The organism is Pedobacter antarcticus, from assembly GCF_900103515.1.
In the GTDB taxonomy this organism is placed as follows: domain Bacteria; phylum Bacteroidota; class Bacteroidia; order Sphingobacteriales; family Sphingobacteriaceae; genus Pedobacter; species Pedobacter antarcticus.
Genome location: NZ_FNGZ01000003.1, coordinates 569,004 through 594,901 on the forward strand (window position 1 = coordinate 569,004; position 25,898 = coordinate 594,901).

General features: G+C 41.3%; 18 protein-coding genes. 10 read left to right on the forward strand and 8 right to left on the reverse strand.

Annotated features, from left to right (window positions below; genetic code table 11):
- Window positions 1-21: 21 nt before the first annotated feature.
- From BLR53_RS09775 to BLR53_RS09785, 3 genes are all read right to left on the reverse strand, one after another.
- Window positions 22-588 carry a MarC family protein gene (locus BLR53_RS09775; protein WP_037437922.1) on the reverse strand — a complete coding sequence of 189 codons (567 nt, stop codon included), beginning with the start codon at window positions 586-588 and terminating at the stop codon, window positions 22-24.
- 89 nt (window positions 589-677) lie between these two features.
- Entirely contained in the window at window positions 678-2,162 is a 1,485-nt protein-coding gene (locus BLR53_RS09780) for an amino acid permease (RefSeq protein WP_074589223.1), read from the reverse strand.
- Window positions 2,163-2,296: 134 nt separating this feature from the next.
- Window positions 2,297-4,549 carry a sodium-translocating pyrophosphatase gene (locus tag BLR53_RS09785; RefSeq protein WP_037437926.1) on the reverse strand — a complete coding sequence of 751 codons (2,253 nt, stop codon included), beginning with the start codon at window positions 4,547-4,549 and terminating at the stop codon, window positions 2,297-2,299.
- A gap of 153 nt (window positions 4,550-4,702) precedes the next feature.
- On the opposite strand from BLR53_RS09785, the gene BLR53_RS09790 reads away from it, so the two are divergent.
- Window positions 4,703-6,121 carry an APC family permease gene (locus BLR53_RS09790; protein ID WP_074589225.1) on the forward strand — a complete coding sequence of 473 codons (1,419 nt, stop codon included), beginning with the start codon at window positions 4,703-4,705 and terminating at the stop codon, window positions 6,119-6,121.
- 116 nt (window positions 6,122-6,237) lie between these two features.
- The gene (gene mnmL, locus BLR53_RS09795) at window positions 6,238-7,203 is read left to right on the forward strand and encodes a tRNA modification radical SAM protein MnmL/YtqA (protein WP_037437928.1); all 966 of its coding nucleotides are present in this window, start codon (window positions 6,238-6,240) and stop codon (window positions 7,201-7,203) included.
- Window positions 7,204-7,207: 4 nt separating this feature from the next.
- On the opposite strand, the gene BLR53_RS09800 is transcribed toward mnmL, so the two are convergent.
- The gene (locus tag BLR53_RS09800; RefSeq protein WP_037437930.1) at window positions 7,208-7,684 is read right to left on the reverse strand and encodes an SRPBCC family protein; all 477 of its coding nucleotides are present in this window, start codon (window positions 7,682-7,684) and stop codon (window positions 7,208-7,210) included.
- Window positions 7,685-8,005: 321 nt separating this feature from the next.
- On the opposite strand from BLR53_RS09800, the gene BLR53_RS09805 reads away from it, so the two are divergent.
- Together BLR53_RS09805 and BLR53_RS09810 are read left to right on the forward strand one after the other, a co-directional pair.
- Entirely contained in the window at window positions 8,006-9,385 is a 1,380-nt protein-coding gene (locus BLR53_RS09805) for an ammonium transporter (RefSeq protein WP_037437932.1), read from the forward strand.
- A gap of 54 nt (window positions 9,386-9,439) precedes the next feature.
- Window positions 9,440-10,483, forward strand: coding sequence for a porin (locus BLR53_RS09810; protein ID WP_074589228.1), 1,044 nt, complete (start codon window positions 9,440-9,442; stop codon window positions 10,481-10,483).
- A 47-nt stretch (window positions 10,484-10,530) separates the two neighbouring features.
- Here BLR53_RS09810 and BLR53_RS09815 read toward each other — a convergent pair whose 3' ends face one another.
- Complete coding sequence (locus BLR53_RS09815; RefSeq protein WP_037437934.1) at window positions 10,531-11,004, reverse strand: ribonuclease H-like YkuK family protein; 474 nt, start codon at window positions 11,002-11,004, stop codon at window positions 10,531-10,533.
- 213 nt (window positions 11,005-11,217) lie between these two features.
- On the opposite strand from BLR53_RS09815, the gene BLR53_RS09820 reads away from it, so the two are divergent.
- Window positions 11,218-13,407, forward strand: a complete 2,190-nt coding sequence (locus BLR53_RS09820) for a bifunctional alpha,alpha-trehalose-phosphate synthase (UDP-forming)/trehalose-phosphatase (protein WP_037437935.1) — start codon at window positions 11,218-11,220, stop codon at window positions 13,405-13,407.
- Between the two features lie 84 nt (window positions 13,408-13,491).
- On the opposite strand, the gene BLR53_RS09825 is transcribed toward BLR53_RS09820, so the two are convergent.
- Complete coding sequence (locus BLR53_RS09825) at window positions 13,492-15,273, reverse strand: glycoside hydrolase family 15 protein (protein ID WP_037437951.1); 1,782 nt, start codon at window positions 15,271-15,273, stop codon at window positions 13,492-13,494.
- A 149-nt stretch (window positions 15,274-15,422) separates the two neighbouring features.
- Between BLR53_RS09825 and BLR53_RS09830 the strand changes: the two genes are divergently transcribed.
- The 4 genes from BLR53_RS09830 to BLR53_RS09845 all read left to right on the forward strand — a co-directional run bounded on the left by BLR53_RS09830 (window position 15,423) and on the right by BLR53_RS09845 (window position 19,984).
- Window positions 15,423-15,641: a hypothetical protein gene (locus tag BLR53_RS09830; protein WP_037437936.1), complete on the forward strand. Its 219-nt coding sequence runs from the start codon at window positions 15,423-15,425 to the stop codon at window positions 15,639-15,641.
- A gap of 74 nt (window positions 15,642-15,715) precedes the next feature.
- Window positions 15,716-17,023 (forward strand): DEAD/DEAH box helicase, encoded by a 1,308-nt coding sequence (locus tag BLR53_RS09835; protein WP_074589230.1) that lies wholly within the window; start codon window positions 15,716-15,718, stop codon window positions 17,021-17,023.
- A 1-nt stretch (window position 17,024) separates the two neighbouring features.
- Window positions 17,025-17,273, forward strand: coding sequence for a DUF1456 family protein (locus tag BLR53_RS09840; protein ID WP_037437937.1), 249 nt, complete (start codon window positions 17,025-17,027; stop codon window positions 17,271-17,273).
- Between the two features lie 53 nt (window positions 17,274-17,326).
- Complete coding sequence (locus tag BLR53_RS09845; protein WP_143007854.1) at window positions 17,327-19,984, forward strand: outer membrane beta-barrel protein; 2,658 nt, start codon at window positions 17,327-17,329, stop codon at window positions 19,982-19,984.
- Between the two features lie 5 nt (window positions 19,985-19,989).
- On the opposite strand, the gene ettA is transcribed toward BLR53_RS09845, so the two are convergent.
- Entirely contained in the window at window positions 19,990-21,669 is a 1,680-nt protein-coding gene (ettA, locus tag BLR53_RS09850) for an energy-dependent translational throttle protein EttA (protein WP_037437939.1), read from the reverse strand.
- Between the two features lie 473 nt (window positions 21,670-22,142).
- On the opposite strand from ettA, the gene BLR53_RS09855 reads away from it, so the two are divergent.
- Window positions 22,143-24,665: an ATP-dependent Clp protease ATP-binding subunit gene (locus tag BLR53_RS09855; RefSeq protein ID WP_037437940.1), complete on the forward strand. Its 2,523-nt coding sequence runs from the start codon at window positions 22,143-22,145 to the stop codon at window positions 24,663-24,665.
- Between the two features lie 107 nt (window positions 24,666-24,772).
- Here the strand turns inward: BLR53_RS09855 and BLR53_RS09860 are convergent, their stop codons facing one another.
- Window positions 24,773-25,876 (reverse strand): PA0069 family radical SAM protein, encoded by a 1,104-nt coding sequence (locus BLR53_RS09860; RefSeq protein ID WP_074589236.1) that lies wholly within the window; start codon window positions 25,874-25,876, stop codon window positions 24,773-24,775.
- Window positions 25,877-25,898: the final 22 nt, after the last annotated feature.

Sequence of the window (25,898 nt, forward strand, 5' to 3'; positions counted from 1 at the left end):
ATTACCGATACCGGATTGTGTTTACAGTCCGGTATTGTTTCTAAACAGCTTAATGGCAATTGCGAGCAGGATCACACCAAATGCTTTCCGCATCACATTCAGGCCAGATTTCCCAAATAGCTTTTCTAGTCTCTCCGTGTTCTTCAGCACGAAATAAACAAATAACATATTGATCAGGATTCCGACGACTATATTTTGTGTGTCGTACTCTGTTTTAAGTGAAAGCAATGTGGTCATGCTACCTGCTCCGGCAATAAGCGGGAAAGCAAGTGGTACGATTGATATGGTTTCGGGTGCTTCTTCCTTAAATATTGTCAGTCCTAATACCATCTCCATTGCAATAAAGAAAATTACTAAAGACCCGGCAATAGCAAATGATGCTACATCTAGTCCAATCACCTTGAGCATGGACTCGCCTAAAAAAAGAAACATGATCATAAGCGTTGTAGCCACCAATGTCGCTTTCTCTGATTCGATATGACCGGCTTTTTTGCGGAGCTGAATAACTACGGGGATGGAACCTAGAATGTCTATAATGGCAAACAGGACCATTGAGGTAGACAGAATTTGACTGAACTTGAATTCCATGAGAACATTTTTTGTGTAAATGTAGAAATTCTAAAAATTAAAAAGCCACTGTGAAGTGGCTTTTTAATTTATTCATAAAAATGGATAACTTATTTTTTCAATGAGTCATGATGCGCTTTTCTGATATAACTATGTTTACGTCCATACGCATAATAAATGGCGACCCCTAAGGCCATCCAGATTCCTAAACGTTCCCAACTTACAATCGGTAGGGAAGCCATCATCAGCACGCACACAATAATACCCAGAATAGGTACAAGTGGTACTAATGGTGTACGGAAAGGTCTTACCAGATCCGGATCAGTTTTTCTAAGAATCAATACACCTATACATACCAGTGAGAAGGCAAACAGGGTACCTATACTTACCATATGACCCAGGTCAGAAACCGGTACGAAACCAGCGAAGATACTTACAAAGACCATAAACATCAGATTGGTTTTCCAAGGCGTCTGGTTTGTTTTGTGTAAGTCAGAGAAGATTTTAGGTAACAACCCATCTTTACTCATACTATAGAATACACGGCTTTGTCCAAGTAACATAACCAGGATTACCGAAGTGTAACCAGCAAGAATCGCAACCATCAGGAAACGATTAAGGAAGGTGTATCCGGTCTGTGCAAATGCAGTTGCAACTGGTTTAGCGTCACCTGCAAATTTCGTGTAATTCTCTAATCCTGTCATTACATAAGAGAACAGAACGTAAAGTAATGTACAAACGATCAAAGATCCGATAATACCAATCGGCATACCTTTTTGTGGGTTTTTTGCTTCCTGTGCAGCAGTACTTACGGCATCAAAACCGATAAATGCAAAGAAAACTACTCCGGCTCCACGTAAAACACCGCTGATACCGAAATGGCCAAAGTCATCACTTGCGAAGAATTCAAAGAATCCTTTAGTACCTGCTTTAACAGCTTCTTCGCCAGCATTTGCCGGGATAAACGGGGTGTGGTTTGCCGGATCAATAAAGCTCCATCCTAAAGCAATAAAAATCAATACAACCGCTACTTTTACAATAACAAGAACGTTATTAACTGTAGAGGAGTCTTTAGTACCGCGGATTAACAGCATTGACAGCAAGCATACAATTATTATAGCAGGCAGGTTAATCAAGCCTCCCTCCCAGGGACCATGCAGGAGCTGTTGTGGAAAATGGATACCGAACTCCAGAAGGAATTGTGAAAAGTACTGTGACCAGCTGGCAGCTACAGTTGCAGCACCTAAAGCATACTCAAGGACCAGATCCCAGCCAATAATCCAGGCCATAAATTCTCCCATTGTAGCATAAGAGTAGGTGTAGGCACTTCCTGCTACCGGAATCATGGAGGCAAATTCCGCGTAACATAGCCCAGCAAATCCACATCCTATCGCTGCAATGATGAAGGAGAGGATTACTGCCGGCCCAGCGTTATCTGCCGCTGCTATCCCAGTCAGGGAAAATAACCCTGCTCCGATAATTGCACCAACGCCTAACGCGACGAGGTTGAAACTTGTTAATGAGCGTTGTAAAGTACCCTCACCACTTTCATTAGCCTCAGCCAATAATTGTGGAATAGATTTTTTAAATAACATAAGTTAATTTGATGGTTTAAATTTTTTGATTTACTTGGTGGGTTAATACAGTTTCAAACCTAATTAAAAAAAATTTAAGAATAAAAGGGATTTTTTTTGGAAATACCATTTATTCCCTAAACTGATTCCATTTTTTATGGAATTAACAATGTATCGGTAACATTTTTGATAGTGTCTCTTTTGATTACTCCGTTTAAATCTGTTGATTGTTGAATTTGGATCTCTTTTCTGATCTCAGTTTTTGCGTTTTTCACAAAAGGTACCGCAATATGTGGTGCAATGACCAGAGAAACAATAGACATTAATTTAATAAGGATATTCATAGACGGTCCGGAGGTGTCTTTGAACGGATCTCCAACAGTGTCGCCTGTTACAGATGCTTTATGAGAGTCAGATCCCTTGAATTCCATCTCTCCGTTAATCAACACGCCTTTTTCAAATGATTTTTTCGCATTGTCCCAGGCGCCACCGGCATTAGACTGAAAAATCCCCATCAGTACGCCAGATACAGTAACACCCGCCAGCAGTCCGCCGAGCACTTCAGGGCCGAAGATAAAGCCGACGATTATAGGGCTGAGCAAAGCAATCGCACCGGGTAATACCATTTCCCGTATCGAAGCCTCCGTCGAGATGGCCACACATTTCTCGTATTCTGGCTTGGCTTTATACTCCATAATGCCCGGGATCTCTTTAAACTGCCGTCTGACTTCCCGTACCATAGCCATAGCAGCCCTTCCAACGGCCGATATACATAGGGCGGAAAAAATAAAAGGAATCATTCCGCCAACGAAAAGACCAGCAAGTACATCTGCTTTATAAATATCTATAGCTGTAATTCCAGAAATTCCGGCGAAGGCTGCGAAAAGGGCCAGGGAAGTAAGTGCTGCAGATGCGATAGCGAATCCTTTTCCGGTAGCAGCAGTAGTGTTCCCAACCGCATCAAGTATGTCCGTCCGTTCACGTACTTCTGCAGGTAAACCGCTCATTTCTGCAATTCCTCCGGCATTATCGGCAATTGGACCGAAGGCATCGATTGCCAGTTGCATAGCAGTAGTGGCCATCATGCCTGCAGCTGCGATTGCCACACCATAAAAACCTGCAAAATGATAGGAGCCGTAAATTCCGCCTGCAAGTACAAGAATCGGTAATACTGTTGATTCCATACCGACAGAGAGTCCACCGATTATGTTGGTAGCATGTCCCGTTGAACTTTGCTGTATGATCGAATTGACGGGTCTTTTGCCCATTGCGGTATAGTACTCGGTGATTAAGCTCATCAATGTTCCAACCAGCAGGCCGATAAGAATGGCGTAATAGACAGCGGTAGGTGTAAATTCAAACCCGCGTATAACCATGGTCGGGGGCAATAACCAGCGTACGGCAAAATAAGAAGCGACAGCAGTTAGCATGATAGACATCCAGTTTCCCATGTTCAGGGCTTGCTGTACACTGTCTTTATCGGTTTTAATCCTGACAAATACGGAAGATATCATAGAGAAGATCAAACCGAGACCCGCAATAAGCATTGGCAGAAGTACAGGTGCCATTCCTCCAAATGCATCTGCAGATTCAATTTCCTGTCCAAGAACCATTGTGGCAAGAATCGTTGCCACATATGAGCCGAAAAGATCTGCGCCCATACCAGCTACGTCACCAACGTTATCTCCTACATTATCGGCTATGGTGGCCGGGTTTCTAACGTCGTCTTCGGGAATACCTGCTTCTACCTTTCCTACAAGATCGGCGCCGACATCTGCTGCCTTAGTATAAATGCCTCCTCCGACTCTTGCAAAAAGAGCGATACTCTCCGCTCCCAGTGAAAATCCTGCCAGTACTTCGATTGTCTTTTTTAATTCTGCTGAAGCATCGGGACCCGCAGGGTTAACAAAGCTGTGGTATAGTATAATAAAGACACTGCCCAATCCGAAAATTGCTAATCCAGCCACGCCGAATCCCATTACTGTACCTCCTGTGAAGGCCACTTGCAGCGCTTTGCGCAGACTCGTTCTTGCTGCCTGTGTGGTTCTGACGTTGGCACGGGTTGCAATTCGCATACCGATGAATCCGGCGAAAGCAGAGAATACAGCCCCTATTATGAAAGCAATAGCGATTACGGGACTGGAATGTATTGGGCTCTCCGGACTTCCTTTTAACGTTCCGGACCAGGCAAGCAGAATACTGGCGATGATAACAAAATAGCTTAGAACTTTCCATTCGGCGCGAAGAAATGCCATTGCACCATCTGCAATATAACCTGCAAGTTCTGACATCTTGCTGTCCCCGGCATCCTGCCGGTTAACCCAGGCACGTTGAAACGCCATCACAATAATTCCCATCAGCCCGAATACGGGGATGAGATAGATTAGGTTTTGCTGTAAAAAAATCATATATGGTTTGATATTTGGTTGCTGAGCATCAGGAGATTAGGGGCTCCTATACAAATTTAAGAGAGTTTGCGACTTTGCCAAATTTAATGTCCTGGTTTCTGCTGAATGTAAAACCTATATTAGTGTAAAAAACAACCCACCAAAACCAGCGATATGAATAAAGAACAGGAAGAGGGCTCTTTCAGAAGGGAACTTGGCTTATTAGATGGCACCATGCTGGTCGTGGGCTCCATGATCGGATCAGGAATTTTTATCGTATCGGCTGATATAGCCCGGCAGGTTGGATCGGCTGGCTGGCTCATTCTGATCTGGGTACTTACCGGGATAATCACCGTAATTGCTGCGGTGAGTTACGGTGAGCTGAGCGCAATGTACCCGAAGGCAGGGGGGCAGTATGTTTATCTGAAAGAGGCATATAATAAATTGATCGCCTTTTTGTACGGATGGAGTTTCTTCGCGGTTATTCAGACCGGGACTATAGCCGCAGTGGGCGTTGCATTTTCGAAGTTCGCAGCATATCTCTATGAACCATTCAGTGATGAAAATATACTGATGGATTTGGGGGGCTTTCAGCTAAATGCAGCCCAGCTAGTTTCCATCGTGACCATTATTATACTTACTTATATAAATAGCAGGGGGGTGAAAGATGGGAAGATTCTGCAGACTTTTCTCACGATAGTGAAAATTCTCTCTTTGCTCGGACTGGTAGCGGGTGGGTTCTTTTTCGGTGCTAATACAGCGATCTGGGATGCAAACTGGTCTGACGCCTGGAATACCAGGGCGTTTGATGTGGCAAGCGGCAGCTGGATGTCTATAGGCGGTACAGCGCTGCTCTCAGGAATAGCTGCGGCTATGGTTGGGTCTTTATTTTCCAGCGATGCCTGGGTGGGCGTTACATTCATTGCGGGCGAGATCAGGAAGCCGGAGCGCAATGTGGGATTAAGTTTATTTCTGGGGACGTTTATCGTGAGTGTAATTTACATTCTGGCCAATCTGATGTATGTTGCGGTGATGCCACTGCAGGAGATTGCGACTGCAAAGTCCGACAGGGTAGCTGTAGACGCTGCACAGTATATTTTTGGGGATACGGGAACAATTATTATTGCCGTAATGATTATGATTTCCACATTTGCCTGTAATAACGGGCTGATTATGGCTGGAGCGAGAGTGTATTATACGATGGCGGGGGACGGTTTGTTCTTTAAAAAAGCATCCAGGCTGAATGCTTCGGGTGTTCCTGGCTGGGCCTTGTGGTTTCAATGCATATGGGCTTCTGTTTTATGTCTTACAGGTAAATATGGAGATCTGCTGGACTACGTGATGATAATAGTAATTATATTCTACATACTTACAATAGCCGGTATTTTCATTCTTCGTAAGAAGCAACCTGACACAGTCCGGCCTTATAAAGCTTTCGGTTATCCGGTATTGCCAGTGATATATATTCTCTTTGCCAGTGCTATATGTGTTGCTTTATTACTAACCAGATTGGATACCTGCGGCTGGGGAGTGTTAATTATGCTGGCGGGTATTCCTGTTTATTACCTGTCAAAACCAGCAGCAGAAAATTAAAAAGTATTTCTAGCTGATGCCTGTATCCTTAACCAGGGTACAGGCTTTTTCATTTCTGCATTTTTGCTGACAAAAAGAATAAATTAAAAGCTGTATTTTTGTGAAAAAAAAAGCAATTGGGAACTCCACTAGATTCAGGAATAAAAGGTTATAATAATTACGGTACTCACCTTAAGGAAAAGTATAAAGGGCAGCGGGTATTTAAAGTTATCGTTGATGGCGGTTTTACCTGTCCTAACAGGGACGGAAGTAAAGGCTATGGTGGCTGTACTTATTGTAATGTCGATTCTTTTACACCTGAGTTATCCAGGAAGCTGCCGACTATTCGGGAGCAGCTGGAGCAGGGTATGGAGAGAGGTAAGGGTTTTTATAAGGCCGATAAGTTTATTGTTTATTTCCAGCCTAATACCAATACTTACGCTCCGGTTCATTATCTGAAAATGATGTATGACGAAGCGTTGTCTATTAATCCTGAAGACGTTGTTGGTTTTTCAGTGGGTACGCGTCCAGATTGTATAGATGCAGAGAAAGTTGCGCTGCTGGAAAGCTACTCAGACCGGTTTGATGTGGATCTGGAGATGGGGATGGAATCTATTTATGATGAAACCCTGGAAAAGATTAACCGTGGATGCAGTCATGGAGAATTTGTAGAAGCTGTTAAATTGCTTGAAAATTCAAAGTTAGATCTTTGCGTACATACCATCTTTGGATTTCCCTGGGAAACGGAAGAAATGATGTTGGGTTACATTCATGAAATTAACCGTTTCCCGCAAATAAAATTCGTTAAATTCCACCACCTGCATATCGTAGAAGGTTCGATTATGGGAGCCAAGTTTAAAAAAGAACCATTTCATTTATTCAGTCTGGAAGAATATACAGATCTGCTATGTAAATTGATTCCGCTACTCAGGCCGGATATTGTTATTCAGCGTTTATTCGGTATTTCAGACTGGGATTTACTTATAGCTCCAAACTGGGGGTTAAACAAATCCGCTATTCAGACTTATATAGATAAAGAAATTGAAAAAAGGGGAGTAGTACAAGGCTCCGCTTATGTAGTCGCAGATGCTCAGGCTGTATAAATTCCTATAATATTTCATAACTGCCGAAAAGAGCATCTACCTTTTCTTTTCTGTATTTAAAAATCTGCTGCAGCTTGTTCGCCACGAACAGGCTGTTTGCTATTGTACCCAAAAAACCCAGGGGCATTCCGTAGGTAAGCACATCTGTCATTTCCACACCACCTGGTATACTCTTGAAATGATGCTGATGGTGCCAGAATTGATATGGACCGAATCTTTGCTCATCAATAAAATAACGCTGCTCTTCTACCTGTGTAATTTCTGTCATCCAGTTTAATTTGATGCCCGCTACCGGAGAAACTTTATACGTGATGATCATCCCTGCATACATTTTATCGATGGGGTTTATGTTCGAGGTGACTTTAAAAGCCATTTCTTCAGGGGTGATTTTAGCGAGATTTAGTGGAGATGAGAAAAAATCCCAAGCCTGTTCAAGACTAACCGGCATTTTCTGTACGAATTGAAGTTGATGAGCTTTCATGGTTTAATTTAAGATTGCTTTTGGTTACGGCAAAATCAGGTCCATTTATTACGAATTAAAAAAAAACATGAATATTTATCATTTATGCATTTTTGACAATTATATTTTCTCTTTTATGGGTTTTTATCAAAAAATAAACATCAAAACAGCTCTAATATTTTATAATTATAAATTTTAACCTGTTTTTTAGTGTTTTTGTCTTTTGTTTTTGGTGATTTTAGTATTGTTTGTAATATTTATATGATATAATTAGAATTTATTTAATAATTTAGGTAAAAAAACGAGTAAAATATATTTATCTAACCTAATAAATCTACAATCATGAGTAAAATAGTGTTAAAACGGTTCTTTCCGTTCGCGATTCTGGCAATCGTGTCTGTTCTTGCCTTATTTGTTCCCCTTAAAGCTAATTTTGATGAAGGGAAATACAATTCGGCAGACGTAGGCTGGATGCTTGCAGCAACTGCTTTGGTCTTCTTAATGACCCCCGGTCTGGCTTTCTTTTACGGTGGTATGGTACATCGTAAGAATGTATTGTCTACAATGATCAAAAGTATTGTATCGGCAGGGGTAATCAGTGTATTGTGGGTCACAGTTGGTTTTAGCCTGGCTTTCGGGGACAGTATTGGTGGTTTTATCGGGAATCCCGGCACTTTCCTGTTTTTTCAGGGCGTAAATTCTGGTCAGCCCTGGAGTATGGCACCTACAATACCTTTAACACTTTTCGCATTCTTCCAACTGATGTTCGCTATTATTACTCCCGGGCTGGTTGTAGGTGCTGTAGCAGAAAGAATCAGGTTCACTTCATATATTCTGTTTATTGTATTATTTGCGGTTTTTGTATACAGTCCGCTGGCGCACTGGACCTGGCATCCTGAGGGAATCCTGTTTAAAATGGGTGTTCTCGATTTTGCAGGTGGTACAGTTGTACATATCTCGGCTGGTATGGCTGCTTTGGCCGGTGCATTAGTTCTAAAAAGAAGAAAGGTACATGCTGATCACCAAGAGATACCTCCAGCCAATATTCCTTACGTTTTAATAGGAACAGGTTTATTATGGTTTGGCTGGTTTGGTTTCAATGCCGGATCTGCAATGGGAGCTAACAGTCTTGCGGTATCGGCATTGGCTACAACCAGCGTCGCAGCGGGGGCAGCAGGTCTGTCATGGATGTTTTTTGACGTCCTGAGAGGAAAAAAACCTTCTGTACTCGGTTTCTGTATCGGGGCGGTAGTTGGATTGGTAGCGATTACACCGGGTGCCGGCTTTGTAGCTATCCCTCACAGTATTTTTATAGGTGCTTTTGCTGCGATTATTTCGAATCTTGCTGTAGTCTGGAAATCTAAAACTAGTCTGGATGATACACTGGATGTATTTCCTTGTCATGGAGTTGGTGGTATAGTTGGTATGTTGCTTACCGGAGTATTTGCTACTAAAACTGTGAATGCGGCTGGCGTGGATGGTCTGTTTTATGGTAATCCTGAATTCTTCTTTACACAACTAAAAGGGGTTGTAATAGTAGCAGTATTCAGTTTCGCAGTTTCTTATGTGATTTTTAAACTGGTTAATGCAATTGAACCGATCCGCGTAACTTCTCAAGAAGAAGAAGAAGGCCTGGACGCTAGTCAGCATAATGAAAAATACTCGCAGGGTACTTTAATTGTGGCATCATCAGGGATAGAAATAGACCATATATCTGCCTGATCCGGTAAAAATTAGACGAGCAATCTTTTTTACTGGCATATAAAACTAATCCATATGAAAATCAGCTCTATCTTAACTATCTCGGCACTAACATTAAGCTCTGCGACTTACGGGCAGGTAAAATTATCCAATCAGCTGGAAATTACCGGTTCAGTAGACACCTATTATAAATACGATTTCTCCGGAAAGCCAAATATTCAAACGAGTTTTGCTAATGATCAAAACTCAGTGTCGTTGGGAATGATAGATATAGGATTAAAAAAAACCACGGGTAAAGCTTCATTTGTTGGAGAGGTTTCTTTTGGGCCAAGAGGGCAATACGCTTCCCTCCCAAATGGTGATGGTTCGGAAGTTAACGGCGATAACAATTTTAACATTCAGAATCTTTATGTGACCTATGCTTTTGCAGATAAATTTTCAATGACTGCTGGATACATGGGTACTTTTATTGGTTATGAAGTTATTTCTCCTGTTGGCAATGTGAATTATTCGACCTCTTATTTGTTTTCAAGCGGGCCTTTCCAAAATGCAGGAGTTAAAGCGAATTACACCTTCTCAGACAAGGTAGCTTTAATGGTCGGTCTGTTTGATGACTGGAACGTTTACAAAGACGTTAATGGTGTTTCGCATTTTGGAGCACAATTAACTTTAGCGCCTGTTACCGGATGGACGGCGAATTTAAATCTGTTAACTGGAAAATCTGTGGGTGCGCCGGGAACCGGGTCGATTTATGATCTGACGACGAGCTACCAGCTGACGGAGAAGTTTAAGCTCGGATTGAATGCTGCAGATTACTCTGTATCTAACCATGGCGGAGGCTATAGTGGTGCGGCACTTTACTTCTTGCATGCTTTCAATGAAGCTTTGTCGCTTGGTCTGAGAACTGAATATTTTGAGTCTAAGGCTACTGAGGATGTGGAAGGATATAAAATGGGCTCAGTAACTTTGTCTGCGAACCTGAAATCCGGGGGACTGACATTTATTCCGGAAATCCGTCTGGATAACGGCAACACTTCAAGGTTTGTCAAAAACAACTTAGACCCTACAAAAACGGCATCACAGTTCTCCCTGGCTGCGGTATATGCTTTTGAGGAATAAATTTAAAAATCAGGCTTTTCTTTTGAAAAGCCTGATTTTAATCCGTTTTAATGGACCATTTTATCGGCACAGGTAGAACTTGCAAATGCTTCAGGTTTCGCTTTGAAAATAAAGCCCATACTTAATATGTACCCCATTGCCTCATTGAGTGCTTTGTTTGATTTAAACATAGGGTTCGTATTAATGTCAGCATGTACTTCCAGGTCTACATCGTAGAGGTCCAGTAAATCACATACAGCGTAGGCGGTCTCGATAGATTTTTGTACTTCGATCAGCATTCTTTCTTTAATGCTCATAATTTGCTGGCTTTTTTCCTGATGGATGTACATAAAGCCACCATGTTGCTCACGTAACAGTACAATGACCGTCGCAAAATCTGTGTAAGGGCCTTTTACCTGAGAATCTGTCCCTATACACACCTTCAAGTGATAGCCTTTTTCGGTTTCTCTGATAATTGCATTTTCGACTTCATCAAGAATTGGTTGATGGATGATCTCTCCATTGAATTTTTTCCAGGTCATAAGCTTCTCATTTATCACAACCCGAAACAGGTTTCTTAAAATTAAGTTGTTAGTGTTAAATATACGTGAAAATAATGTTGTTTATTTACTAACAATCAATCTGTTATAAACATGTACTTGTCTTTTTTTTAGCGCTTTTAATCGCCGATGTCCTTTCTTTAAACTAAGAAAATTAAAACAATATGTAATTGCAGACGTTGTCTAATACATAATATGGTTAACAAAACAATTATAGTATCAAATCGATTACCCGTAAAAATAGTAGAGCATCAGGGGGAATACCGCCTAAGTCCAAGTGAAGGCGGCCTGGCAACAGGATTAGGTTCAGTATATAAAAAAGGTGATAATATCTGGGTCGGCTGGCCTGGAATTGAAGTGCCCGAAGAGCGGCAGGCAGAGGTTACTGAAAAACTTGCAGAACTCAATCTTATCCCTGTATTTCTTACAGCCGACGAAATTAATCTCTATTACGAAGGCTTTTCTAATGAAGTATTGTGGCCGGTATTCCATTACATGGTTACTTACGCAAATTTTGACCAGAGTTACAGGGATTCCTATCAGCAGGTTAATGAAAAATTCAGTCATATCGTAGCCAGTCACCTGCAAGAAGGCGACACAGTATGGGTACACGACTATCAGTTATTGTTACTCTCTGCATTGATCAGAGAAATACAGCCTCAGGTTCTGATCGGTTTCTTTCAGCATATCCCTTTTCCATCTTATGAAATATTCAGGCTCATTCCCTGGAGAGATGAACTCATTGCCGGAATGCTAGGCGCAGATTTGCTGGGTTTCCACACTTTTGATGACGTAAGACATTTTTTGAGCGCAGCCTCCCGTTTACCGCAGGTTAAGGTGTCAGATAATATTGTCAGTTATAAAGACAGGCAGATCGTAGTTGAGTCATTCCCTATGGGAATAGATTCTGATAAATTTGAGGGGTTAATTGCAGAACCACAGGTGAGGGAGCATATGCGCTTGTTCAGGAAGACTATGGGAGAAAGGAAGGTTATTCTGACGATCGACCGGCTTGACTACAGTAAGGGTATTTTGCAAAGGTTACAGGCTTACGAACTGCTGCTGCAAACCCATCCCGAGCTAATCGGACATATTTCTTTGTATATGATTGTCGTGCCGTCCAGGGACACCGTTCCGAGATACAAAGAGCTGCGGGATCAGATTGATCAGCTTGTCGGAAATATAAATTCAAGTTACCGGACAATGAGCTGGCAGCCTGTTTATTATTTCTACCGTTCCTTTACTATCGAATTCCTTTCCGCATTGTACCGTACTGCAGATGTGTGTCTTGTTACCCCAATGCGTGACGGGATGAATCTGGTTAGTAAAGAATACGTCGCAAGCCGCACAGAGGATACCGGTGTGCTTATTCTTAGTGAAATGGCAGGTGCCTCAAAGGAATTGAATGATGCGATAATCGTTAACCCCAATAATATTGGAGAGGTCATGCGGGCAATTTTGCAAGCTATTCAGATGCCTGAAACAGAGCAGATCTTTAGGATGAAGCAAATGAGAGCTGTCGTCAGCAAGTTTAATATACACCTTTGGGTGAAGAATTTTATGGAGAAGTTGGAAGAAGTTAAAGTTTTACAAGAATCATTGCGTACTAAATACGCAGTTAAAGGAATAAGAACACAGATTGAAGATGCCTATACGAGGTCTAAAGACAGATATTTATTTCTGGATTATGACGGAACGCTTGTCGGTTTTCAGGGCGATATAGATCAGGCTTCACCAGATCCGGAGCTATATCAGTTATTAGAGCGGTTATCGGCAGATCCTTCAAATAAAATAGTAATCGTAAGTGGCAGAAGGCACGAAACACTTGAAAAATGGTTCGGACATCTGAAGCTGGATCTGATCGCAGAACATGGCGCCTGGCATAAACATTTTGAACAAGACTGGAAATCCTTACCATTACTTACCGATCGCTGGAAGCAGGAGGTTAGAACGGTACTGGATACCTATACAGACCGTACTCCAGGATCTTTCATAGAGGACAAAAGCTATTCGCTGGTATGGCATTACCGCAAAGTCGAAAAGGGACTGGGTGAGCTTCGTGCAAACGAGATTATTAACCACCTCAAAGTGACAATCGCCGACAAGGGACTTCAGTTAATGCCTGGCAATAAAGTGATAGAGTTTAAAAATGTCGAAGTCAATAAAGGAAAAGCGACGTTAAGCTGGTTGCATGAAGAGGAGCCGGACTTTATTCTGGCACTTGGAGATGACCATACCGATGAAGATATTTTCAAGGCGCTTAGTCCGGAGGCATTCACTATCAAAGTGGGTAGTAATATATCTGCTGCAAGGTATTATCTGCGCAATCCAACGGAAGTGAGAGATTTGCTGAATACGCTTTCATTGCATACGCCGGATCATTAGTTATAAACGGATACACCGATTCAAAATCAAAAGCGGCAATACTTATATAATAGGTATTGCCGCTTTTGATTTTGAAAGGTTTGGTTATAGAAAACCAGGTTTGTCGAGTTTTATGGCTATTCTGTGCGCCGCATTCATCAACCCGACGTGACTGTATGCCTGAGGGAAATTGCCCCACTGACTACCATCGTGTTCGTCAATATCTTCTGCAAACAGATCTAGATGATTACCATAACCGGTTAATGATTCAAATGCTTCAACTGCATCATCGATCCTGCCAACCATCGCCAGCGCCTCCACATACCAGAAAGCACAAATTAAAAAAGTTGTTTTTGGTTTCCCGAAATCATCAGTATGGCGATATCTATAAAATAAGCCGTTTGCTGCTTTAAGTTCTTTTTCCAGGGCAATCAAATGATCCTTTGCACGGTCAGATTCAGGGTCAAGATAATTCATAAGAATCAGCTGCAGTGTGCTTGCGTCCAGATGCTCGCTGCCAACTGCGTGATTGTAAACTTTGCGTTCAGGATCATAACACGCTTCTATATGTGCTGCTGCTTTGTCGATAAGTATATTGGCCCGCTCTTCATACTCCGCATTTCCGATTTTGGTGGCCATCTTCAATGCCGCTTTAGCACCTGCCCATTGAAACAAGTTTGTATAACAATGGTTGTTCGCTAGATTTCTGAACTCCCAGATACCCGCATCTTTCTCATCTATAGTACGTTCAATTTTAGAAAGAAGATAATCCAGCCAGATCGCAGAGTCTTTACGTTCTGAATAAATAAAGCGATTATCTGTATACAGCGGTAACATCGAAATTAAAACCTGACCATAGATGTCATTTTGGATATGTTCAAATGCCTGATTTCCGATACGGACCGGTTGATTGCCCATATAACCTTTAAGGTGTTTTAAAATATGTTCAGTCAGTACTCTTTCACCTGCAATCCCGAACAATGGCTGATAACGTTTATCTTCCCGGAAGGAAATATCTGTTATGTAATTAAAATAACGTTCCATTTCCTCAAAGTGTCCGATGTGATTTAAAGCTGTAATCACATAATAGGTATCGCGCATCCAACAATATCTGTAATCCCAGTTTCTTGTACTCCCCGGGGATTCTGGCAAACTGGTAGAGCTGGCAGCTATGATTGCCCCGGTATCTTCATATTGATGGATTTTCAATACCAATGCGGAGCGTATAACCAGTTGCTGCTGATAACCTGCAATAGTAGAGTGCTTAATCCAGGTGCGCCAGTATTTTTTAGTCTCCAGCAGAAACCTCTCTGCTGTGCTCTCAACCGGAGCTTCCAGATTATATCCGTAAGTCATTATAAGATAACGAGTGTCATTCAATGCGAAGTAACGCTCGTCTTCTATGTAGGAAAGTGAAATGTTTGTACTGAGCTGCATGCTTGTTTCACCATCCATATACAAAATGTGGTTACTTCCCCTGGACTGGGTCTGCTTCTCCAGGCCATAGTTACTCACTGGTTTACAAGTAACTTTAATTCTTGGATTACCTTCTACTACCTCAATTTTACGGATTAGCATTAAGGGTTTGTAGTAGCGTTCGTACTGATGAAATCTAGGCGCAAAATCTGTTATACGGTATGTTCCCTCTTCATTGCGTATTTCCGTGCATAATATATTTGTGTTTTCCAGATAATACTGGTTACTCTCAAATTCGCCATGGGGCCGGATAGAGAATTCGCCACCTTTTTCTTCATCCAGTATGCCTCCGAAAACAAAGGAGCTGTCAAATCTTGGCCAGCAAAGCCAGTCTACATTTGTGTTTTTATTGATATGTGCCAAAAAAGCACAGTTTCCGATAATTCCGGTCTGATAGGTGTGTCTCTCCATGTAAAATTTATTCAGTTTATTATAATACTTATAGAACAAGCCAGGCGTTTATTTGTTGTATTTCCAGCGTCATAAATTAATTAGACAATGTGTACATTTATACAGATCTAACCGCAATTGCACAATATTCATAATTAAAACTGAACAAAATGAAAGCAGAACTTTTAAACGAATTTTACCTGTTGCAGCAAAGCAGGTCAAACGCGAAATATCTAGATATTCTCGAAGAAAAAATATATTCACCCATTCAGGTTGCTAATGATAAGGTTACTTCATGGATGTACAAAAGAGGAAGTATGCTCATGAAACTCGAAAGAAAAGCACAACTTCGGCTCAGCAAAATACGTAAGAAATTTCTTCCTCAATAAGCGGTGGCTTCAGCTTAATCCGCCCCTTTGCTTTATTTGAGGCATATCTGGCTTAATTCTTTTATCTTTGCCGCATGATGGTAGAAAAGGTACTGGGTAATCTGAAGATTGCAGCTTTAAATGATATGCAGCTGGAAACAGTTGCTGCGGCAGAGAAAGGAAAAGATTTAATTTTACTTGCTCCTACCGGCTCAGGAAAAACTGTAGCCTTTCTTTTACCTGTGCTCAAAAATTTACGTGCTGATCTTAAAGTTGTGCAGGCTGTAATTCTGGTTCCTTCCAGAGAACTTGCCCTTCAAATAGAACAGGTTTTCAGGCAAATGGGTACAGGCTTCAAAGTTAACTGCTGTTATGGCGGGCATCCTGTCAGAACTGAAAGGAATAATTTTGAAGAACCTCCTGCGGTACTGATTGGCACTCCGGGCAGAATCGCGTATCATTTGCGACATGAAAACTTCGATGAATCCGGTGCACACACATTGGTTCTTGACGAATTCGATAAAGCACTTGAATTTGGTTTTCAGGAAGATATGGCTTATATCATTGGTAAATTATTATCATTGAAACAGCGTATTCTTACTTCCGCAACCGCAATGCAGGAAATCCCGGACTTTACAGGACTTAAAAATGCCACTGAAATAAATTTCTTAAAAGATGCGCAAGTCGTACCAGATCTGCAGTTGAAAAAGATTATTAGTACTGCAGAAGACAAGCTGGATACCTTATTCAGGTTAATTTGTAAAACTGGTGAACAGACAACTTTGATTTTCTGTAATCATAGGGAAACTGTTGACAGGATCAGCGATTTGCTGATTGATAAAGACCTCGCCCATGATATTTTCCATGGTGGTATGGAACAGGATGAAAGGGAGCGTGCTTTGTTGAAATTCCGTAATGGAAGTATCAAGATATTAATCACAACAGACCTGGCTTCAAGAGGCCTTGATATTCCAGAAATCGGATGTATCATCCATTACCAACTGCCATATACAGAAGACGCATTTCTACATAGAAATGGGCGTACTGCAAGAATGAATGCTAAAGGAACGGCTTTTCTGCTCATGACTCCAGAGGAGAAATACCCTTTTCTGAAAACAGATATTGCAGTTGAAAAATTAAAAGATAAATACGCCCTGCCTAAGGACAGTCAATGGCAGACCTTATATATTGCGGCCGGCCGTAAAGATAAGATCAATAAAATTGATGTTGTTGGCTTGCTATTAAAAAAAGGCGGGCTGGAGAAAGACGATGTTGGATTAATTGAAGTGAAAGACCAGAGTTGTTATGTTGCTGTCAAACGAAATAAGGTGCAACAGGTACTCGGCGCGTTAAACGGAGAGAAAATCAAGCATAAAAAAGTGAAAATTGAAATAGCACTATAGGATGAGTAATAACGATATAATTAAAAAATTGCGGGTTGCACTGGAGCTGAATAATGAAGATATCATTCATATTCTCGGACTGGTAAATTTTACAGTTACCAAAAGCGAATTAGGGTCTTTCTTCCGTAGTGAAGATCATCCAAATTTTAAACCTTGTGGCGACCAGATTCTACGAAATTTCCTGAACGGTCTTGTTATCTATAAAAGAGGACCAAGACCAGAAAAAACAGTACCCCCTGTGACTGGCTGATAATTCAGTATTAAACTGTTATATTGGCTTCTGGAGATATAAAAAATTGGAATTTGGGTCATTTAAGAGGTGTATTTCTATTTCAGGTCATTTTGGTGCTTTGTGCTACGGTAGCTTTAGGGCAAAGTCAGCAAAAACTCCAGGGGCTGGTGATCGATTCACTGGAAAACTCTGTGGGTGGTGCTGATATTTACCTGATTGCCGGGAAAGACACGCTGAACAGCAGTACAGACATCCACGGGAGATTCAATTTTACCGGTTTTCAAGCCGACAAAGTTTCGCTGCTCATTCTCAGTATTGGCTTTAAACCTTATTCCAGAACTTTTCATTTTGAGAAAGGTTATCTTCAATTAAATGTAGGTCAGTTAGTGCTGACGTCAGAATCCAATCTGCTTGATGAAGTTATTATCAGTGCCAAGGACAGACCCGTCAAATTCAAAAAAGATACAATTCAGTATAATGCCGCATTCTACCAGGTCTCTGAAAATGACAGGGTGGAAGATCTCCTGCGTCAGTTACCCGGTGTTGAGGTAGATGCAAACGGGAATGCCAGTACAATGGGTAAACCTCTGATTAAGTTAAGAGTAAACGGAGAGGACTTTTTCACCAATAACGTAAAAGATTTTATTAGCCAGCTACCGGCAAAGGTTATTGATAAAATTGAAATTATCAATGACTACGGGGATGAAGCTAATTTTACTGGGATCAAAGAAGGTGAACCTCAGAAAATGCTTAATCTGGTCACAAAGGCAGGGCAGAATCATGGGAAATTCGGAAATGCTGGTGTCAGCGGTGGCACTAATAACCGTTATGGTCTTCAGGGCAACGCGAATCTATGGGAAGATACACGCCAGATCGGCATGAATAGTAGTTCCAGTAATACCAATAACGAAGCAGGAGTAAATACGAATGCTGCGGCCGGAATCAATTATCGGGATAAACTTTTTACAGGAATAACTGCTAGCGCTGCATACTCTTATGATTACAATAATAATAATTCGAAACAGCAGAATAAAGTTGAAAGTATCAATCCCGGAGGTATCATTTTAAATGATCTGAATTCCCAGAGCCGTTCGTTGGATAATACGCACCATATTAATTTCAATATCCAGTCTATAGCTGATAAAAGTTATTTTCAAGCCTCTTTGGGCGGCTCGCTTTCGGAAAGAAATAAAGACGCGGAAACATTTTCAAATCAGACGGGGTTGATCCATCAGAATCTGAAAAGCAATAACCGGTCAATGACAGAAACGCCTAATTTGAATGCCAATGTAGTCTGGGCAAGAAGCATGGATAAGCCGGGCAGGAGCATGTCAGGTGGAATAGTCATGTCAAGCGGTATTAATCAGGTTGAAGAAGACCTCGCAAATGTTATTACTTATTTTAATAAGACCAACAGTCTGCCGACAAAAGACTCATTAGTTCATCGCTTCGTAGAGACCGAAAACAGATCAAATGCAATTACGGCAGATTTCAGATATTCGGAACCATTACGTTCAGATGAAGATTCTCTTGTCCGAAGAAATATAGATTTTTCTTATTTCTTCTCTTTGAATAAAACACGCAATAGCTTATACACCCGTGTAAATGATGAGAACGGAGATTTGAGTATTGTAGATTCTCTGAGTTCTCTTTATTCATCGTCGTTTCTCCAGCAAAGGATTATGGTAAGTTACCGGTATCAGTCCAAAGAGTTTAATTATAATCTGGGAATCAGCGCCCAGCCGAGTGAAGTTCGCGGGCGTTATTCTGGTTATGAGAAGATATTAAATAGTCAGCTGAATCTTTCGCCGATTGCAAATATGAATTTTATTCTGTCCGATTGGAATAGCTTCTCATTCGTTTATACGGGCGTAACCACTCCACCTGACATCTATCAGTTACAGCCAGTACCCAATATAAGTAATATCCAGAATGTCATCGTTGGTAATCCAAATCTGAAATCGAGTTTTACACATAGCGGGAGTCTGAACTTTCAGCATACAGGTGAAAAAAGCGGATCGACACTAATGGTCGGGCTGAATTCTTCTTTTCTCGAAAACCAGGTTGTTAGTAATGTGGTGCTCGTACAGGATACGCTGAACACGCTGAAGCAGGAGACAAGGTTTGAAAATGCGAGTGGTGCCTATCAGATCGGAACCAATTATTCATTTGCATATCCTTTCTCGAATAACAGGTTTAATGTTGAACTAAGGGGGAATTGGGACTATATGAATATGATCTCTTTCGCGAATGATCTGCTGAATACAAACCGTAACATCAGTTTTTCCCAAACTTTGAAAATGCGGTTAACCAGACCCAAGTTTTATCTGTCTGGTTATGCAACTTATAGTTATAGCAGCAACCGCTATGCCATCGCACTACTCAGACTGAGAAACATAGAAACCTGGCAATTTAATGTAAACAGCCGGGTGAATCTGAATAAGTCACTTTTTTTGACGGCAGATGTATCTAAGCGGATTAATTCGGGGTACTCAATAAATATATCGAATCCTCTGCTTTTAAATCTGAGTATAGAAAAATCTCTTTTTAACAACAGGCAAGGATCTATTTCAGTGCAGGCTTATGACCTTTTGAACCAGGGGAACAACTTAGTCAGAAGCATATCTGATAATTCGATTACCGATAGCCGGTTCAATCAAATTACCAGATATGTACTTCTTAATTTCACTTACAGGCTTCAGAAGTTTGGCTCTCCTGAGCACAAATAGCGAGGTTATACCAGTTTTTTATACCTGATTCTATGTGGCGTACTGTCTCCAAGGCGTTTCTTTCGGTTTTCCTCATAATCGCTGTAGTTACCTTCGAAGAAATAAACCTGAGAATTACCTTCGAATGCCAGGATATGTGTACAAATACGGTCCAGGAACCATCTATCGTGACTGATAACAACCGCACAACCGCCGAAATTTTCTAATGCCTCTTCCAGTGCACGTAAAGTGTTCACGTCAATATCATTGGTTGGCTCATCGAGTAAAAGTACGTTCGCGCCTTTTTTCAAGGTAATTGCAAGGTGAACACGGTTCCGTTCCCCACCAGACAATACAGCAACTTTTTTCTGTTGATCACCACCATTAAAGTTAAATTTAGAGACATAAGCTCTACCGTTAACAGCTTTATTACCCAGCATGATGTTGTCTAGTCCGTCAGTAATATTTTCATAAACTGTCTTGTCCGGTGAAAGATCATTGTGCATCTGATCTACATACCCCAGCGCTACAGTCTCGCCTACTCTGAACGTACCTTCATCTGGAGTTTCCTGTTCCGTGATTAAACGGAATAATGTTGTTTTTCCCGCTCCATTCGGACCGATGATACCAACAATACCCGCTGGTGGTAACGAGAAGCTTAAGTTTTCAAACAGGATTTTATCTCCGTAAGATTTTGTGATATTATTCGCTTCAATAACTACATTACCTAATCGTGGTCCTGCAGGAATAAAAAGCTCCAGCTTATCTTCTCTTTCTTTAGAGTCTTCTGAAGCTAGTTTATCATAATTGGATAAACGTGCCTTAGATTTCGCATGTCTTGCTTTTGGAGCCATACGTACCCACTCCAATTCGCGCTCAAGAGTTTTCTGACGTTTACTCTCTGTTTTCTCTTCCTGTGAAAGACGTTTTGCTTTTTGGTCTAACCACGAAGAATAGTTTCCTTTCCATGGAATACCTTCACCACGATCCAGTTCAAGAATCCATCCAGCCACATTGTCCAGGAAGTACCTATCATGTGTTACTGCAATCACAGTTCCTTTATACTCTTTCAGGAATTGCTCCAGCCAGTCGATACTTTCTGCATCAAGGTGATTGGTTGGTTCATCAAGTAACAACACATCGGGTTCTTGTAATAAGAGTCTGCACATAGCGACACGGCGACGTTCACCTCCCGACAGTACTGCAATCTTAGTATCGGGTTCCGGGCAGCGAAGTGCGTCCATGGCTCTTTCCAGCTTATTATCGAGTTCCCATGCATTAACTGCATCAATTTTATCCTGAAGTTCACCCTGTTTGATCATCAGTTTATCCATCACTTCGGCATTCTCATAAACTTCCGGCAGACCGAACTGTTCATTGATAGACTCATATTCTTTTAGAATAGCAGTGATTTCGGCAACACCTTCTTCTACAACCTCACGAACAGTTTTATTTTCGTCAAGTTCTGGCTCCTGTGCCAGATATCCGACGGTATACCCCGGAGAAAACACAACTTCTCCCTGAAATGCTTTATCAATCCCTGCAATAATTTTTAGTACCGAAGATTTACCCGATCCGTTCAAACCGATTACACCGATTTTTGCGCCGTAAAAGAAGGATAAGTAAATGTTTTTTAAGACTTGTTTCTGGGGTGGATAAATCTTATTTACCCCCGCCATCGAGAATATTATTTTTTCGTCTGACATAGCTTTTTTAATCAAATACCTGAATCTGCTAAATTGCAAGATTCCTGCAGTTGGAACACATCTGTTTTTTTTAAAATACCGTATATACCAACAAGCAAATATAATTAAAGTCGGGCGTAATCAACAAAGCAGGGAACTGCCATTTATGCCGGTTTTTTATGGCGGGTATAGCAAAATGACAGCTATTTGGAATGTTTATAAACCTTACATTTCGGGGACAATTACAGGCAGATTATATAGAGAGTCTTTTAAAGGCACTTAAACAGGCGGAATTTTACAGAATATATATCTTTTAAGTAGCCTTTTTATACCTGCATTGGTCTCAAATTTACTAAGTTTAATATATTACGGGCGCTGAGCAATCAGAATGCGCCTGATATGGCGTAATTGTTGTTAAAAATAAATCGGATTGATGCTGATATTTGTAAAACATATTTTATAGTTTAGAGGCGTTCCGTTTAATAAAAGGATATATGGAAGCTAAATTTTCACCACAAGTAAAAGACGTGATTTCGTTTAGCAGGGAAGAAGCCCTGAGATTAGGTCACGATTATATAGGCGCCGAACATCTTTTGTTGGGCCTGATCCGCGAAGGAGACGGTATGGCTATCAAAATATTGAAATCATTGGGCGTAGACACTGCAAAATTACGTCGTTCAATAGAAGAAGCTGTCCGGGGTACTTCCAGTGTTACGGTTAATCTGGGAAATATCCCTTTAACCAAACAGGCGGAAAAAGTTCTGAAAATCACTTATCTGGAAGCTAAGATCTTCAAAAGTGATTTGATCGGAACAGAACATCTGTTGCTTTCTATCCTGCGTGATGACGATAATATCGCCTCCCAGATTCTATTGCAATATAATATCAATTACGAAATCTTCAAACAAGAAGTAGAAGTTAACAAAAATGGTTTCAGAGATGAAACACAAGGAAGTGCTTCTGCGGGCGGTGACGATGATTATCGTGAAGAGGAAAGTTTCAGCAGCCCAAAAAAGGTTTCTGATATTAAATCCAAAACTCCCGTACTTGATAATTTTGGCAGGGATTTAACGAAAGCTGCGGAAGAAGGACGTTTGGACCCTATCGTTGGCAGGGAAAAAGAAATTGAGCGTGTTTCGCAGATTCTTTCCCGTCGTAAAAAGAATAATCCGATACTTATCGGTGAACCTGGTGTCGGTAAATCAGCAATTGCTGAAGGGCTGGCACTGCGAATTGTTCAGCGTAAAGTTTCACGTGTCTTATTCAATAAACGCGTCGTTACACTTGATCTTGCTTCTCTGGTTGCCGGTACTAAATACCGTGGTCAGTTTGAAGAAAGAATGAAAGCTGTGATGAACGAACTGGAGAAGTCTACGGATGTGATCCTGTTTATTGATGAGATTCATACTATTGTTGGTGCTGGTGGCGCTTCTGGATCACTGGATGCCTCAAATATGTTCAAACCAGCTCTAGCTAGAGGTGAGATACAATGTATCGGTGCGACAACATTAGATGAATATCGTCAGTATATTGAGAAAGATGGTGCTTTGGATCGTCGTTTCCAAAAGGTAATGATCGAACCGGCTTCACCTGATGAAACGATCGAGATCCTTAACAGGATTAAAGAGAAGTACGAAGACCACCATGGTGTAACTTATACGAATGAAGCAATTAATGCCTGTGTAAGTCTGACTTCAAGATACATTACAGACCGTTTCCTGCCTGACAAAGCTATTGATGCGCTGGATGAAGCCGGATCAAGGGTGCACCTGACCAATATTCATGTTCCTGAGAATATTATTGACATTGAGAATAAGATTGAAAATATCAAGGTTGAAAAGAATAAAGTTGTCAAAAGTCAGAAATACGAAGAAGCTGCTAAATTAAGAGATACTGAAAAGAATCTTCTTGAAGAACTCGATCGTGCTAAAGCAAGTTGGGAAGCAGAGACAAAAACCAAACGTTATACTGTTACTGAAGATAATGTCGCAGAGGTTGTTTCTATGATGACTGGTATTCCTTTGCAAAGAGTAGGGCAAACAGACAGCATTAAGCTGCTGAATATGTATGATACTGTTGCTGAAAAGATTATTGGACAGGACGATGCGATAAAAAAACTGACCAAAGCTATTCAGCGTACACGTGCAGGTCTGAAAGATCCTAAAAAACCAATCGGTTCCTTTATCTTTTTGGGTCCAACCGGAGTAGGTAAAACAGAATTAGCGAAGGAACTGGCGAGATTCATGTTCGATAGTGACGACTCGTTAATTCAGATCGATATGAGTGAATACATGGAGAAATTCGCAGTCTCCCGTCTGGTGGGTGCGCCTCCCGGATATGTAGGTTACGAAGAAGGTGGGCAGTTAACAGAAAAAGTACGTCGTAAACCATATGCAGTAATTCTGCTTGACGAGATTGAAAAAGCACATCCTGACGTATTCAACATCCTTTTACAGGTATTAGATGAAGGACAGCTGACTGACAGTCTTGGTCGTAAGGTAGATTTCAGAAACACGATCATTATCATGACGTCCAATATTGGAGCGCGTCAGCTGAAAGATTTTGGACAGGGGATAGGGTTCTCTACCTCAGCTAAGAATAATCAGGTTGATTCACATTCCAGAGGAGTAATTGAAAATGCTTTAAAACGCGCATTCGCTCCGGAATTCCTGAATAGAGTAGATGATGTGATCGTATTCAATACCTTAGGTAAGGATGAGATCTTTAAAATCATTGATATCGAGTTGAAATCTCTGTTCGGACGAGTGCATACACTGGGCTATGAAATCAAATTGACAGAGGTTGCAAAAGATTTTATTGCTGAAAAAGGATTTGATATCAATTTTGGTGCCCGACCTTTAAAACGTGCGATTCAGAAATACCTGGAAGATCCGATTGCAGAGGAAATTCTTAAAGGAGATATTCACGAAGGTGATACTTTGGAAATAGATTATAATAAAGAAACTGACCTTATTGTTGTGGAGAATAAAAGCCCCGGTAAAAAGAAGAAAGTTTAAAAACCAGGGAAATTAATCCTTATAAAAGCCTGTCATCATTAGAAAGATGACAGGCTTTTTTTATGCATCAGCTCAGAGCTATCCCGTTTAAAAATCATAATCAAATATTAAAGCCTGCCGAACAAATTGAGCTGTGATCCAGGTATACAGAACTGGCTGGAATCTAGATTAATCCGATCCTTATTCAGGCCGTTCAGCCTGCAATGTAAGCGGAAGGTATCCCGGATCATTTTTGCAATATTGCCTTCACCTCTCATTCGTGTGCCGAAACGGCTGTCATTTACGGCACCCTGATGGCAGGACTGAATCTGATGCCATACTTTTTCTGCCCGGTCAGGAAAATTCTGTTCAAGCCAGTCCCTGAAGATAACTGAGATGGCACCATTGAGCCGAACTACTGTATACCCTGCGTGAATCGCTCCGCATGCAGTGATTTCCTTCAAAATAGACGGGATTTCGTGATCACTAAGACCTGGAATAAGTGGTGCGACCATAACACCTGCAGGAATACCTGCGTCACTTAAGGCAGAGAGAACTTTGAGCCGCTGCTTCGCCGTTGCCGTTCTAGGCTCCATTTTTAAACGAAGGTCTTCATTGAGACTGTTAATGGACAGGTATACAGCGCAGAGGTTTCTGGAAGCCAGCTCTTTTAAAATGTCAAGATCCCGCAGGATCAGCGAATTTTTAGTGATCAGGCTTACAGGCTGTCCGTAATCGGCAGCAATTCGCAGGAGTTCCCGGGTAATGCGGTATTTTCTTTCTGCCGGCTGATAGCAATCTGTATTACCAGAGAGAGAAATCACACTCGCATCCCAGCTTTTTCGTTCCAGAAACTTTCTGAACAGCGCTGGAGCATCTTTTTTTACGATGATTTTCTGCTCAAAGTCCAGACCGGCACTGAAACCCCAATACTCATGCGTATTCCGGGCGTAACAATAAGTGCAGCCATGTTCACAGCCCTGGTAAGGATTCATGGAGAATTCCATACCTACGTCAGGACTATCTACAGGGTTAACAATGGACTTGGAGCTACCTTCTATATAAACAGTTTTTGCTTTTCCACCAGTTTCCCAGTCGTCTATCCCTTCTGCGTGATCCCGTACATAGGTATTTGCAGCAAATTTGTTATGTATATTAAGCTGCGCTCCCCGGCCTTTGAGATATTCATCTGCCTTAATGTATGAATTCCGTGTGTTTTGTTCTCTAGGCATATCATCTTTGCTATCACGCTAA